Origin of the sequence: Novipirellula caenicola (assembly GCF_039545035.1) — a bacterium.
GTDB classification, from domain to species: domain Bacteria; phylum Planctomycetota; class Planctomycetia; order Pirellulales; family Pirellulaceae; genus Novipirellula; species Novipirellula caenicola.
The window spans coordinates 81658-95682 of sequence record NZ_BAABRO010000006.1 but is presented as its reverse complement, the minus strand read 5'-3'; the positions used below and the strand labels follow the sequence as shown (position 1 = coordinate 95682).

Annotated in this window: 11 protein-coding genes; 6 read left to right on the top strand and 5 right to left on the bottom strand. The window is 54.6% G+C overall.

Translation table 11 applies throughout. The features are described 5' to 3' along the window. Positions 1–54: 54 nt before the first annotated feature. Positions 55–1317 (top strand): WG repeat-containing protein, encoded by a 1263-nt coding sequence (locus ABEA92_RS14200; protein ID WP_345684505.1) that lies wholly within the window; start codon positions 55–57, stop codon positions 1315–1317. A 60-nt stretch (positions 1318–1377) separates the two neighbouring features. On the opposite strand, the gene ABEA92_RS14195 is transcribed toward ABEA92_RS14200, so the two are convergent. Continuing rightward, positions 1378–3252, bottom strand: a complete 1875-nt coding sequence (locus tag ABEA92_RS14195; protein ID WP_345684504.1) for a heavy metal translocating P-type ATPase — start codon at positions 3250–3252, stop codon at positions 1378–1380. A gap of 347 nt (positions 3253–3599) precedes the next feature. Between ABEA92_RS14195 and ABEA92_RS14190 the strand changes: the two genes are divergently transcribed. The 4 genes from ABEA92_RS14190 (at position 3600) to ABEA92_RS14175 (ending at position 7049) form a co-directional block, all read left to right on the top strand. Beyond that, on the top strand, positions 3600–4196 hold the full coding sequence (locus ABEA92_RS14190; protein ID WP_345684503.1) for a hypothetical protein: 597 nt from the start codon (positions 3600–3602) through the stop codon (positions 4194–4196). Positions 4197–4257: 61 nt separating this feature from the next. Further along, positions 4258–5253, top strand: coding sequence for a helix-hairpin-helix domain-containing protein (locus tag ABEA92_RS14185; RefSeq protein WP_345684502.1), 996 nt, complete (start codon positions 4258–4260; stop codon positions 5251–5253). A 136-nt stretch (positions 5254–5389) separates the two neighbouring features. Further along, entirely contained in the window at positions 5390–5803 is a 414-nt protein-coding gene (locus ABEA92_RS14180; RefSeq protein ID WP_345684501.1) for a hypothetical protein, read from the top strand. 196 nt (positions 5804–5999) lie between these two features. After that, on the top strand, positions 6000–7049 hold the full coding sequence (locus ABEA92_RS14175; protein WP_345684500.1) for a beta/alpha barrel domain-containing protein: 1050 nt from the start codon (positions 6000–6002) through the stop codon (positions 7047–7049). A 109-nt stretch (positions 7050–7158) separates the two neighbouring features. Here the strand turns inward: ABEA92_RS14175 and ABEA92_RS14170 are convergent, their stop codons facing one another. The 4 genes from ABEA92_RS14170 to ABEA92_RS14155 all read right to left on the bottom strand — a co-directional run bounded on the left by ABEA92_RS14170 (position 7159) and on the right by ABEA92_RS14155 (position 11958). Further along, positions 7159–8904 carry a carbohydrate binding domain-containing protein gene (locus ABEA92_RS14170; RefSeq protein WP_345684499.1) on the bottom strand — a complete coding sequence of 582 codons (1746 nt, stop codon included), beginning with the start codon at positions 8902–8904 and terminating at the stop codon, positions 7159–7161. Positions 8905–8966: 62 nt separating this feature from the next. Next, positions 8967–9788 (bottom strand): PKD domain-containing protein, encoded by an 822-nt coding sequence (locus tag ABEA92_RS14165; RefSeq protein ID WP_345684498.1) that lies wholly within the window; start codon positions 9786–9788, stop codon positions 8967–8969. Further along, the gene (locus tag ABEA92_RS14160) at positions 9785–11452 is read right to left on the bottom strand and encodes a PulJ/GspJ family protein (RefSeq protein WP_345684497.1); all 1668 of its coding nucleotides are present in this window, start codon (positions 11450–11452) and stop codon (positions 9785–9787) included. The genes ABEA92_RS14165 and ABEA92_RS14160 overlap by 4 nt, the downstream gene beginning before the upstream one ends. Continuing rightward, the gene (locus tag ABEA92_RS14155; protein WP_345684496.1) at positions 11449–11958 is read right to left on the bottom strand and encodes a prepilin-type N-terminal cleavage/methylation domain-containing protein; all 510 of its coding nucleotides are present in this window, start codon (positions 11956–11958) and stop codon (positions 11449–11451) included. The genes ABEA92_RS14160 and ABEA92_RS14155 overlap by 4 nt, the downstream gene beginning before the upstream one ends. A gap of 214 nt (positions 11959–12172) precedes the next feature. Between ABEA92_RS14155 and ABEA92_RS14150 the strand changes: the two genes are divergently transcribed. After that, the gene (locus ABEA92_RS14150; RefSeq protein ID WP_345684495.1) at positions 12173–13984 is read left to right on the top strand and encodes a secretin and TonB N-terminal domain-containing protein; all 1812 of its coding nucleotides are present in this window, start codon (positions 12173–12175) and stop codon (positions 13982–13984) included. Positions 13985–14025: the final 41 nt, after the last annotated feature.

The window sequence follows — 14025 nt, the reverse complement described above, 5'->3', positions numbered from 1 at the left end:
AGCCATCGCCGAAGCCGTGATTTGGCCGCTTGAGGGTTAGAGATGACAGGATTTATGAAGAAGCAAATCACGACCAAGCGAATCATCGTCGCCACTGCGATTTGCACGGCAGTTTGGTTCGGCTATTGGTGGCTCTCCGGTGGCATGCGTCTGTATCTAGAAAATCGCGACCGAGTCGTTCGCGATGAAGCCTACTACGAAAAACGCTATACCATCCCCGAGGGAGTTGAAGTCTTCTACCCGTTACCTGGTACAGAACATAATTTAGCAATTAGCCGTTCGGGAACGGCATTGTTTGACGGGCGGCCGATGGGAATTTCTTATTGCTATCTCAGGCCGCCTCGAAGTTCGTATGCCAAGCTAAGTGGGCAATCGACGGTCCTATTGCCAACTAGCAACTGGTGGGGGTTCGGCGATCGATATGGCCTTCAGAAACTCCCCCCTCCCATCCAGTATGTTTCAAAGATCCGAAACTTGGGTGACTCGCTTTTTCTCGTCTGGGATCTTTCCCGACGCGACGATGCGTTTGGACGTGTCCCCGCGATCACCTTCGATCCTTTGAAGAAATGGCGTGCGCCCGTGGAGTATGTGGCTCGTAGCCGGATTGCCGAGGATCGGGTCTTCGTCACGCACGAAGGGATCAACGGCAAGGTGGGATTGGCAGACCGAGAAGGAAACATTCTTGTGCAGCCCAAGTTCGAAGGATTTCAGGAATTTCGTGAAGGGCGAGCCGCCGTCAAGCTCGATGGCAAATGGGGATTCATCCAACGCGATGGGAGTTGGGCGGTCGCCCCGGAGTACGAAATCGTCACTTGGTACGATCAAGGCATGGCGATGGTACTGCAAGAACAGGGCGAGCGTCTGTTTTTTATCGATCCGGACGGCAAACGTTTGTCGGACTTCCCGCTGGATGCAACGCTGGAGCTATCACAACATCCCGACCACATTGCATACGAAGGTTTTGTCAATGGCCTGATCCGCCTAAGAGACCCCGCAAAACGTGGCAAGGACGGATATGACCCGACGATATACGATGAGCCCATTTGGGGCTATTGCGATCGTAGGGGCAAGTGGGTGGTGTCTCCGACGTTCCGCAGGCCGACACGCTACAGCGAGGGTTTTGCAATTGTCGAAGGGGACAATGCTGGAAAGTGGGGAACGTGGATCATGGACGAACAAGGCAACGAAGTTGCTCAAATTCCAAAAGGAAACTGGACACCGTTTTTTTATGGCATGAGCGCCGCGAACCATGTCGGCTACATCGACACAACCGGTAGGATCGTCTACAAGTTCAAACCCCGCCCCAAACCAAGGTAAGCCCAATGTATCCTTGCGACATCGCCCATTGCGGTCGACGACAAGGCGGAGCTTTGGCTTTCAAAAATCGACGAGCGTCTTAGGGGGCCAAGCGACTCGCAAGGCATTGAGCACTGCGATGACGTCGATCACCTCTTGGGTGACCGCACCGGCGACCGGCGGCAGGTAACCGGCCGAAGCGATCAGCATTCCAATAAAGCTCAGCGTCATGCCTCCCACGGCACTTTGCAACGCAATCGTTCGCATCCGCCGACTGATGTGCATGAACTCGTCCACCTTGGCCAGCGAACTGTCCATGATCACCACTCCAGCGGCTTCGCTTGTCACATCACTGTTTTGGCCGAAGGCAATCCCGATCGTCGCGGCCATCAAGGCGGGGGCGTCGTTGATCCCGTCGCCGACGAAGATCGTCTTGACTCGCTCGGTTTCCCGCCGCACAAAGTCCAATTTATCTTCGGGGCTTTGCCCACCATAAGATTCCGAGATGCCGACGAGTTCGGCTAAATACCGCACTTCGGATTCGCGATCCCCCGAAAGCAAGACAACTCGCTCGATCTGATGTCGCCGCGACAAATGGTTGACAAACAGCGCCCCCTCGGTGCGCGGTGCATCCCTTAATCGGTACGTCGCCGCATAGTCGCCATCGATCAAAACAAGGCATTCCAATCCGCCCACTTGCGGTGGCAGCAGATCGTTCGCCTCAGGATGACCCACAACGTATTTTTGACGGCTTGTGATGCGAATCTCCTTGCCCGCCACGATCCCGCGCAGTCCCTCGCCCGGACGCTCGCTCATTTGACTGGATTCTTTGAGAACCACATTCGCATTTCGACCGGCCGCAACGATCGCTTCGGCCAGCGGGTGCTTGGAATATTGTTCCAAACTGGCGACCAGCGAAAGTACCTCTCGCGGTTCGTACTCGGGCGAACAAAGCTGTTCGGTCAGCTGCGGCTTGCCGTAGGTCAGCGTTCCCGTTTTGTCAAAAATGATCGTCTTGCACCCATCAACTTGTTCCAGCACTGCTGGGTCGCGGATGATGATGGCGCGGCGTGCCGCCAGCGAGATGGATCCGATGATCGCTACCGGAATGGCGATCAGCAGCGGACAAGGCGTCGCGACCACCATGACTGCAAGAAAACGAATCGGGTCACCGGAAACACCCCAGGCGGCAACCCCCAAGGCGACCGCAAGCGGCGTGTAAAAGGCGCCCAATTGGTCGCCCAGTCGGCGAATTCGCGGTCGGTGTTGTTCGGACGACTGCATCACTTGCATGATCTTGGCGTAGCGTGAATCGACCGCCAACTTCTCTGCACGAATCGTCAAAGCGGAATCCCCATTGATCGCGCCGGACAACACCTGCGATCCAGGCGTCTTGGACATCATGTAGGGTTCACCGGTCAAATACGACTCGTCCATCACTCCGTGGCCTTCGACCACCGTACCGTCGATCGGACAGATGTCATGAGGCAACACGAGCAATTCATCGCCAATATTCACTTCGTCCAGCGCGATGTCCTCAAGCATCGAGCCGCGTTTGCGATGAGCCACCGAGGGCATCCGTTTGGCCAGCGCGTGCAGGACCGACGATGCACTACGCACCGCGTATGCTTCGAGCGCTTCGCCACCAGATAACATCAGCACCACCAAGGTGCCCGCCAAGTACTCGTGCAAAACCACCGAGGTCACGATCGAAATACCCGCCAACAAATCGGAACCGAATTCACGCCGGAATAACTTGACCAACAGCTCCCAAACCAGCGGGACACCGCCAAAGATTAAGGCCGCAAGCAGCGGAAGCTCGGCCACAAATTGGTCCGTGCGGATTCCGAAACGCAATATCAAATGAACGGTGATCGCTACGACCGCAAGGACTGCGATCGCACTTTGTTTTCGACTGACGGACGCTTCCGTCGCCGGGGTTTTCGGGGTGAGCACAGAATCGGGTGGGGGTGGATGTTGAAGGTGTGACGTTTGTTACACGCGGACCGGGCAAACGATGCGCCAAGCAAGTGAAGGGTGATCGACAATGGCGAAGTTCATTTCGCTTGTGCACTTTTTTTCAATCCCCGAGGCAACAATTTGAACGCCTACAGTGCGACAACAGTGCACATGTGTGCTGCGGCGGCACACTTTAATGACTCGCACCCACTAAGGAGCGGATGCTTTCCACAACAAAACGGCACGGGAAGCATCCCCGACAGTGATGGCACAACGTTTGCAATTTACTCCACTCGTTGCAATCGCAACCAAGTTCAAACGGGCAATCAACATGGGAGTAAGTAATGGTGACGAAAGACGCATTCACCGATCGTCGTCAAGCATTGGAAGATGAATTTTTCCATCGAGTCGACGAGCGACTCATTGCAAACATGAAGGCAAAAACGGAACTGGAAACGCACCGAAGACAACTAGCCGAGGTGACAGGGATTAGCGATGCCAAGTTGATCGACGAATTGTTGGCAGCCGGTGCGAATGCGGAAACGGTCGCCGCGTTATCGTTGGTTCCGTTGGTCCTCGTTGCCTGGGCCGATGGGAAAGTGGATCCCGAGGAACGCCAACCCATTTTGGCGGCGGCGCATGAAAAAGGGATTACCGAGGGAACGCCTGCTGCGGATCTGCTCGAGCATTGGTTGTCCAACAAACCGAAAAAGCAACTTGCGTTGACTTGGAAACATTACATCACCGAGTTGATCAGCCAAATGAGTGATGATGCGTTATTGTCGCTTCGCACGGACATCATGGATCGCGCCAGGGCGGTAGCGAATGCTTCGGGTGGCGTGTTGGGGTTTGTCAAAACGACGATCGACGAGCGACGCGTTCTTTCGTTTCTTGACGAGGTACTCGCTCGGGATGTCTCGCTTCCTCGGACACCGAAGTAATTCGGCAAGACCTGTCCGTTGAAACAGCAACGTTCTCTCCAACAAATCGCAGGTGGCTGTGATGGTCGCGATTCAGTCTCATCAACCCGACGAAATCGCTCGCGAGATCGAAACGGTTTCCGCGTCGTCGCACTTGGCGTTAGAGAATCAAGCCATTGCGGAACTGCTTGACGAAATCGCCAACCTGTTGGCGGAACAAGGTGCAGGTGAGTTTCGCGTTCGAGCTTATCAAAACGCCAGCAAGACACTCCGTTCGTTGGCGACGCCGGTTCGCAACATCATGCTGCACGAGGGTGTGGTGGGGTTGATCGAGTTGCCGACGATTGGGCATTCGATCGCAAACCTAATCGAACAGTACCTGCGATTAGGCCGCATTCCTTTATTGGATCGGCTGCGTGGCGAAGAGACTGCCGAACGATTGTTTGCGACTTTGCCCAGCATCGGTCCCGAGTTGGCGCACCGGATCCATGACGAACTCGAGATCGAAACGCTTCTCGAATTGTGGGCCGCCGCCAAGGACGGACGTCTTGCAAAGGTACCGGGGATGGGTCGCAAACGGATCCGAGCGATTCGCGAAAGTTTGGCGGATCGACTTCGCCATCGCGGCCCAAGCGGAACCGCCGCGGACTTGACACGATCAGAACAGGCTGTTTACGAGCATGCCGATTCCGCAATGAAGGATTCCGATCACACCGTCCCGGTGGCGGAGTTGTTGGACGTGGACGAAGAGTACCGCCGGCTTGCTTCACAGGGCGAGTTGCCAAAAATCGCACCTCGGCACTTCAATCCTGGGTCTGTCGCTTGGCTTCCGATTCTTCATTGCCAACGAGGCGATCGGCACTACACCGCGATGTACTCGAACACCGCGCGTGCACATCAGCTCAATACAACCAAGGATTGGGTCATTCTTTATCGCGACGATCCCAAATCACATGATCGATGGACGGTGATCACCTCGCAATTTGGCAAACTTCGTGGCTGCCGCATCGTTCGAGGACGCGAAGAGGAATGCTGGCAACATTACCGACACCACCGCTCGGGGGACACCCACGCATAACCCTCCTTCGGCAACACCATCCCGTTTCGGCGGTGCGTTCCCAAAGTGACCGGTTGGGTCGTTCGAACAAGCCACTTTTTTCCGGCTCAATCCCATTTGTTTCCTTCTCCCCCTCACCCGCGTCGCTGGAGTATCGATGATGAAAGTTGTCAGTGTCCTGGTATTGGCCATGTTTATCGCAACATCCGCTTGGCAGATCAGTTGTGCCGATCCCCCGAACGAAGAACCACCTCATCGAATCACTCCATTGATGAAAATGAAGCTCGACAAGTCGAAAGCCATCCTCGAAGGCCTGACGCTCGAAGATTTTGATGCCATTACCAAGAATGCCAAAGCATTAAAATTGTTGAGCCTCGAAAGTGGCTGGAATGTGTTACAGACACCGGAGTATGTCACTCAAAGTCAGGAATTTCGACGTACCGCGGATATGATCGCCGAAGCGGCCAAGGAAAAGAATATTAGCCGAGCCACACTTGGGTACGTGTCGATGACCGTTCGCTGTGTGGAATGCCACTCGTACATGAGAAAGCATCGAATGGAGCTGAACTGAAAAGTCGGGTCATTCAGTGGATTCGCACCTGCGAACCTTGCTGCTTTGTTCACACCACTGAAGTTCGACAACGTCGGCTCCGCGGATGTTTTGTTGAGAATAACTTGTGCCGGGGACCTTATAATCAAAGACGAGAAACTCGCAATCATCATGTGGGCGTTTGCGAGTTCTTGACTTCAAGATACAAGGGTTGCCAATGAGCATTGACCTGACCACCCACTTTGGCGGCTTGAGGCTCAATTCCCCGATCGTGGTCGGCGCCTGCCCCTTGACCGCAGAAGAACAAAGCCACGCTGCGATTGCTGCAGCCGGTGCAGGAGCGATCGTTTTGCCCTCGCTGTTTCAAGAACAGGTGCTGCAGTGGAATCAGCGGAGGGGACAAGAGGTCCGCGAAGCAGGGCTGCATTCGTTTCAGTACGGACGATTGGCATCGCTGAAATGGTGTTGCCAAAGTGCCGACGCCTATTTGTCTTTAGTCCAACGTGCGAGCTCTCGATCCACAATTCCGATCATTGCCAGTTTGAATGGCGAATACGGAGGGCATTGGTTGGACTTTGCCGGCGAACTTCAATCGGCCGGCGCTGCCGCAATTGAACTGAACGTGCATCATCCGCCACCGAGTGAATACGCGGGGCCGCGTGAAGTCGAAGATGCACTGATCGAGTTGGTTACCCAGATTGATGCGGCGATCACGATTCCGCTGTTTCTGAAACTCGATCGCTACTACACCAGCCCCAGCCATCTGGCACATCGACTGCTGTCGGGTTCCCAAGGATTGGTCTTGTTCGGACGCGCCCCCGACGTAGATATCTGTCTTGACAGTTTCCAATTGAAAACGAACTGGGCATTAACGCACGCAGGATCGATCGTCGAGTCGCTTGGAAAGATCATGCGAATTCACAGCTATTGCCCGGCCATGCCGCTTGCCGCTTGTGGCGGGATCGGTACGCCAAGCGACGTGCTGCGAGTGTTGTTGGCCGGCGCCGATGTCGCCATGGTGACGTCGGCTGTGTACCGTGAAGGCCCTGGCGTCGTCCGGACGCTGGTCGATGGTTTGCGAATGTTCATGGACAAACATCATCTGACGTCCATTCCTGAACTTGAAACCAAACGTCCGATCGAATTCAGCGGTTTTGAACAGCGTCAACAGTACATCGAAACGCTGTCGAAACGACGCGAAATGCACGAGATGGCACACCAATCAAACGCGACTCAGGGTGACCGCTGGGGACACCCCACGTTGTAAGTTCGGCCTTGTTAGCCTCGCCGAGTAAATCGTGTGATCCCGTTTCAGAACGACTCGCGACTCCGGACAGCTCGCGACACAGGATTATCGGACAATCCGGCGTGCTGCGTTAATTGACCTGTCGCTGCCATGTCCCTGGCACGACTTTCATGGTCACCGTCTCGGCATCGAATCCCGGCGGAGGATTTTCTAAGTAACTGCTGTCGTAATTCAGATTCAGCGATGTCGCCTCGATCCGTATTTTTTCCTCGGCGATCACAATCCCGCAAATCGTCGACTCTCCAGAGAACCTCAAGTCTCGCGTGGAGTAGATCAATCCCGAAATCTGCGAAGGATACGAGTCGGTGTCCGAGAACGACGAATTGGACGTTCCGCCATTGATCGGATACGGTGTTTCGGGTGGATTCAAATTGGTACCCACCTGAGTTTCATTAAACCCGGCCGCCGACAACCCAATCCACAACGTGGCATCGGTCAAAAGAGCCGGATAATTTTGTTCCGCAGGTTCCCACACCAAGGGCCCATGAATGATCGAATCGGAGCCGGGATTCAGAAACACCAACGTGCCGACGATCCTGGATTTTCCTACCCTCACATCCTTGCCCGCGCAATTAATCAAATAGATTCCTTTTGCGTTGGTCGATCCTCCAAATGGATTGTGGTGGGGAGTCAACAAACCATCCAACACGTACGAATCAGCCGGATAGGTTGTATTGAGCAAACTGACGCTGTCCATGAAATAGTCGTCGGCAATATCCATCAATAGATGCAGCGTCGCTTTCGTCAACGTCCCCGACCACGTCGGTGTAAGACGGCCGCCAACGCGGCCCCACTGGTTGCTATCCAGTGTGGTTTCCGATGTCATGAAGGACAGCGATGCTGCATCGGAGGTTTCGAGGGTCAACACCGCTTGGACTTTCGCATTGGCGGTGGGATACACATTCAACAAGACGTCGTAGGTATCGCCGCTGCGAAGTTTGTCCGGCGAAATGGCTTGGACCGCCACTGCATGTTGGTCAGCACGACCGGTAACTCTCAGCGAATAGAGTCCGTCCTTCTTTTGCATAAGACTGCGTTGCAGCGTACAGTCGCCCTGTGCCACCCAGTTCTGGGTGCCAGACTCGAACGTCGTATTGAGCAAGATTTCCGGCTGAGGCCATGTTCGCAGCGATGAATAATCGATCGTCGTGCCGTTGGACAAATAATAGTCTAACGCATGCAGTGGATCAGGCATGGTCCGCCGTGTCGTACGTTGCTGAGTTGATTTCGTATAGCTTGATCCATCGATGTTGTCGTACGCTTCGACATTGGCGTTGATCACCGCGCCACCACCGGCGTCCACTTTTTCGTTGGAGCAAATCGATTGGTCGCTCGAAAGCGTGGTGCCATCCACATCCAGGTCGTCGCCGCTGATCATCGATACCTCTAAACAAGATCCTGTTTGCGGGCCGACTTCCAAACGGACCGAGATTTGGAACCGTGCGTCTCCTTGCTGCCCCGTCCCGGTTAGGACAACCGGGTGGTTGTCGCCGACGGTCACATCGCCATCGACCGGATCGGTCGCGGAGAGCGAAAATGTACCGCGATCCATTGATTGTCGGGTGATCCAATCACCGTTACCCAATTGGGTGCGCCAAAACGGATCGCGGCGAACCCGAAGCATGCCGATATCCACCGCAGCGCGGGCGTACACGCGTGCGGCAATAAAGTCGTCACTCTCCTCGGCACTTCGACCTTGTAAACGCATCAATTGCAGTGACGCCAATCCGATCGAGGCCACGATCAGCGACGAAAACAAAACGATCGCATAGATCGCTCCATCGCGTTGGCGGGCACCGAGTCGATTGGGATTCACGTGACTGAATTCCGGTAACAAGGATTGCGAGTGTTTAGACACAAACGTTTGCGGGGGACTCATCATGGCGCAATCACCACGGTCAACGCAGCCGACGCGGCCCCCCCGCGACCGTCATACACCGTTAGCGTGCAGGTGTAATTTCCAGGCGTGTTGTAAAAATGACTCGTGCTGATTCCACTGCCCGTGTCGCCATCGCCAAAGTCCCATACGTAAGACAAATAATCGCCGTCTTGGTCACTCGATTGATCCGCATCGAACTCGACGGTTTGCCCCACATCGCGACTCAGATCCGGGGACGTTGCGACCGCGACCGGAGCATGATTGCCAGTTGCATCCGAAGGCGTTGGAATGGTTTGGACCCAACCGATGCTGCGGTAACCGACCAACGTGCTAACGACTTCATCGTTTTGAGAGACGGTCACAATGATTTTCTTTAACCCTGTGTTGGTGGCGGTCGTTTCGCTCAACGTTTCGGCGTCCGCCCAAGCAACGCGAACATGTCGCGACCATTGATCGAATCCGCTGATCGACTCGCCGCTACGATCTTGTGGCGGCGATGCAATCCAATCATGAAAATCGTCGACATCGTCAAACCGCGAACGATTTCCGGTCGACTCTCCTGATTCCGTTCCAAACGTGGCCTCGTTGTCCGTTTCCGGTTCGCGGTACGCTTGCAACAGGATTTCATTCATCATTGCGCCAGCCAATTGTTGGCCCAGCAAATGATCAAGCGTCGCGGTCTCGCGACGCTTCGATGCACCGATCGTCTGTAATGCTCCGACCATCAAGATGCCGACCAGCATGACTGAGACCACGGCATCCAACAGCGCAAAACCGCTACGTCGCACGTGGTCATGGTTTACGGGTGATGATGGTGTCATGGCGATGGCTCCATTACCCGAACGCGAACATAGGAGAACTCCGATTCGCTTGCATCCGACCCTAGACATACCGATCGAGTCGTATCGGTGGATTCAAACGCAGACAATGCATACGTGCCGTAATGGACCTCGTTCACTCGCAAACTGACGCTGGACGTTTCCGGATCCAGGATCAGATGTAAAAACACAGGCTGGTTCGGCAACCCCGGCACTTTCAGCAAGGTGCGTGTATTGGTATTGGACGATTTGGTCGCCAACGTCAACGTTTGGCTGCCATCGGATTGTTTTGCCAAAGAAGCAAACACCGGAGCACACATCGTCCCAGATCGAAACGCGTTAAGCTTGATTGTCGCTCCGGTTCCTCCCACCGTCGTGTTCTGGAATTTGACATCCACAACGGTGGGCGTATCAAAGTCACAATCCGGCGTGGTGTTTAGCTGAGTTCCGTTGGTCCGCCAAACTCCATCGACCAGCGAGTCGACATCGAATGGGTCCGGGTCGTCGACGATCCAGTCACCGGTGGCGTCGCCGTTGACATCCAACGTCGTTGGATCTTGGGTGAACTCGGTTTCCCATCGCATCGAAAGCAATTCGGGATGATTCAGGCAAGCAATCGTCCAGTTCAAGTTGGGCGTATTGGGCTTCATTCGCATCGTGACGCCCATCGACGTCAAATACTTGCTGTTGATCGAAAGCGTTCCGTTGGAGCGTGTCAATTTTCCGTACAACCGCGACACCAACGCTTTGCCGCTGTGGTAAGACCACGACGTGCCTCCGTTGGCTGACTTTAGCATTCCCGCCGCTGCAGTGGTGCTTTGCAAATCAACACCGGAACTTGAATGGCTGCGGTCCAGCACTAGGCACACCGCACCGCCCGAAGCCAGCGGATCCAATTCGTCGAATGTTGCTTGGTACCACTCGTGACTGTTTAACAACACATACACGGTGTCTTGTTCGTCGGAGCTGCCATGCGGAGTCAGATTGATCGTCGCAGGAAGCATCCGAGCACGAATCGAGCGAGGAAAAAAAGTGAAGGAAGACTTTCTCGCCACCAGCAACACACGGGTGGGACGCCATGCATAAGCGCCCGCAGGTAACGTCATGGCAAAATGTTGGCTCACCCAGGCATCGGAGCTTATTTCATGGTTATCAAGTCCCGTGGTACCCGAGTAATCGAGCAATAGCGATTCATTCGCGTCTTCGATGCCCACGCTCGGATAGGTCTCTGCCACACTTTCAAAGCTTGGCGTGAGGTTGAATTGATCGACATCTTCGGCAATCGTTATCGGTGTCGACTCGTTGTACTGCCGTGTCAACGGTCCTCCGGGCGTTCCGGTCCATGCGTAGCGAATTCGTTCGTCCCAACCATCACCATCACGGTCGGGTACCGTAAATCCGATCGTGGTCGCCGAGCGTTCGGTGATATGGACCGCCGTTTCGAGGTCTGTCGCCAATTGATCCGCAATGCGAGTTCCTCGCAGCGCCGACGCGGTGCTTCCATCGGAATCAGGGATGCTGCGAACTGAAATTGCAAGACAGGCATGCAGCCCCGCAACGATGATGCTTGACACCAACAGCGCAACGACCAATTCCATCAGCAACATGCCGTGTCGCTGGTCACACCCGCGAACTGCCATCTTAAGACGTGTCGAAGATACGGTCATTGAATCACCGCCGTTCCTGTGACCGCATCAACCGAGATAATTGCTTGCAAATCGCCTGATCCAACGACGATGTTTCCACCTTGGTTGGGGATCCCAAATCCGTCGAAGGTCAGCGTCTGAGTCCCCGTTCGTCCCCAAACCGAAACCAGCGACGATTTATAAGGCGACTCATTTAGCTTGATAACGTAATCCCCCGAAGGACGTTCAAGCGGCGTCACCCCCGCGATCGAATATCGCTCGTGGTCGACGTCAAAGGTGATCGTCTTTGCGGTACTCGAGCGAAACGCGGTCAATTGGGTTCGTTTGAGATCGGCAAGCACCCGGTTCGCCGTGTTAGCGACGCGGTAACGTTGCAACGAATCGGCCCAACGCGGTGCTGCGGCCGCCGTCATGATGCCTAGGATGACCAGCACGATCGTGATTTCGATCAACGAAATTCCTGATCGAAGCGGACCAAGTTCCGGTTTGTCTTGCGTCGATGCGGTCTTCTCTTTTGCAGCCTTCATCAAGTTGCCTAGCCAAACCGAAAACCCGAGCCTATTGCTACCAATTCACCAAGCAACTCTAACCCGCAATTAAGGACGCAACCTGAACAAGCTGTGCGTTAAACTAGGAAAGGCGGTCCGATTTTTCCGAGTTTTCTGATTATGCGGGCCGATGAGCGCCGATAGAAGCTGTAACGATTTTTCCGTTTACAGACTTTGGACGCTCCATTCCCCCATGAATCCGCCGTCGTTACCAATTCGAAACTACGGCATCTTCGATCTTCGTGGACCGGGACGTTGTGCAGCCATCATGCTAATCGCGTGGATGTGTCACAGTCCCCCCGCTGCGTTTTCAGATACGATTGCCCAACAGATTCGTAATCACCAGACGCGGCAATCCACTGGATCAGCGGAAAAGGTTGATCGTTCATCCCCACCGCTAACAAAACCTGATCCCGAGTGGCACAAAAAACCGACCGCAGTCGCCCAGACCGCTTGGCAGTCGGCGGATCCGTCCCCACGTGACCAAGTCGGATTGGTTGCACCGGCAACCAATCAGCAGCGTTTGTATTCGGACGCGATCCATCATGGGATCTCGATCACGGCCATGGATACCACCGTCGACTCGGTGCTGAATGTGATCGCCGAGCAACAGGGACTCAACGTCATCACCAGCGGCGATGTCAGCCAGCGGATCACCGTGAAACTGACCAATGTATCGCTGGCGGACGCGTTAAATTCCATTCTTCCCGCCAATGGACTGACGTGGACCCAGCGAAACAACATTATCGTTGTCTCCAATATTTCCAGCGAGAATAAAGGCCCGGCGAACCTTCAAGGCCGTGAAATGCGTGTGTTCACGCTGGACTATATCTCGGCCGAGGATGCAGAGAAAATTATCACGGGAATGCTCTCGCCGGTCGGTCAAGTATTCATCAATCAATCGATGGCCACCGACCACCGACGGACTCAAGAGCAGTTGGTGGTCGAAGATTTGCCAATGTATTTGTCGCGAGTCGAAGAATACATTGCCCAGGTCGACCATGCGCCGCGTCAAGTATTGGTCGAAGCCCATGTCTTGCAAATTAATCTTAGCGATGAAAACAAGCATGGGATCGACATGAACAATATGCTCCGCATTGCGGGGTCGCCGATCAAATTGGAATCGAAAAACTTTGCCGAACTGGGAACTCAAGCCAGCGGTGTATTGAGTGTCGAAGGCCGCGATCTAAACGGGGTGATCGAAGCGATCAAAAGTACGACCGATTCGAAAACCCTCGCGTCGCCAAAGATCGCCGTTTTGAACGGACAACAAGCTCGCATCCAAGTGGGCGGGCAAATTGGTTACCTACTAACCACCACGACTCAGACCAGCACGCTGCAGAGTGTCAATTTTCTCGATGTTGGCGTCATACTCGAAGTCACTCCCACGATCACCGACGATGGTCAAATCGTGATGCAGGTCAGCCCAGAGGTCTCCACCGGGCGAATCAACACCAACACCAATCTTCCCGAAAGTGAAACAACTCAGCTGCAGACGCGTATCATGTTGGCTGACGGTGAAGCGATGCTGATCGGCGGTCTGATCAAAGAAACCAACAGCGATGGTAGAAATCGGGTTCCATGGCTGGGTGATCTTTGGTTGGTTGGAAAATTGTTCCAACGGCACGAGGTGTCACGTCAGCGAAGTGAAATCATTATCGCGTTGTTGCCACGCATCCTGCCCGATGTCCCAGGATGCCGCAGCATCAATCCCGTCGAGGTGGAACAAGCGAGCACGCCGCTGTTCTACAACGGATTGCAACCGACCGATCGACGTTACTGGGAACCCGAGCTGCCCGACCCAAGTGCGACGCGACGCAAATCAAAGCCGTTCTTGTCCCGTTCACACGATGTCCCGTCCTCACGAATCGACGTTCGTGAGTATGTCGATCAATCCGCCAAAGCAGTGATCATCGACGCCCCAGCGGTCACGGACGATTACTCATCGGGGTACCACGATCCGGAATCAAATTACTTCCAACCTTCGCACTTGGATGCCCAATAACTGCGATCCAAGTGGCTTTCTTGCACGGAGATCTTCTGACG

What these genes read in the sequence shown, in the direction of transcription:
- ABEA92_RS14190 (WP_345684503.1), top strand. Translation starts at nt 3,600, where the DNA reads ATGGTGACGAAAGACGCATTCACCGATCGTCGTCAAGCATTGGAAGAT.
- ABEA92_RS14175 (WP_345684500.1), top strand. Translation starts at nt 6,000, where the DNA reads ATGAGCATTGACCTGACCACCCACTTTGGCGGCTTGAGGCTCAATTCC.
- ABEA92_RS14160 (WP_345684497.1), bottom strand. Translation starts at nt 11,452, where the DNA reads ATGACCGTATCTTCGACACGTCTTAAGATGGCAGTTCGCGGGTGTGAC.
- ABEA92_RS14200 (WP_345684505.1), top strand. Translation starts at nt 55, where the DNA reads ATGAAGAAGCAAATCACGACCAAGCGAATCATCGTCGCCACTGCGATT.
- ABEA92_RS14185 (WP_345684502.1), top strand. Translation starts at nt 4,258, where the DNA reads ATGGTCGCGATTCAGTCTCATCAACCCGACGAAATCGCTCGCGAGATC.
- ABEA92_RS14150 (WP_345684495.1), top strand. Translation starts at nt 12,173, where the DNA reads ATGAATCCGCCGTCGTTACCAATTCGAAACTACGGCATCTTCGATCTT.
- ABEA92_RS14165 (WP_345684498.1), bottom strand. Translation starts at nt 9,788, where the DNA reads ATGACACCATCATCACCCGTAAACCATGACCACGTGCGACGTAGCGGT.
- ABEA92_RS14180 (WP_345684501.1), top strand. Translation starts at nt 5,390, where the DNA reads ATGATGAAAGTTGTCAGTGTCCTGGTATTGGCCATGTTTATCGCAACA.
- ABEA92_RS14155 (WP_345684496.1), bottom strand. Translation starts at nt 11,958, where the DNA reads ATGAAGGCTGCAAAAGAGAAGACCGCATCGACGCAAGACAAACCGGAA.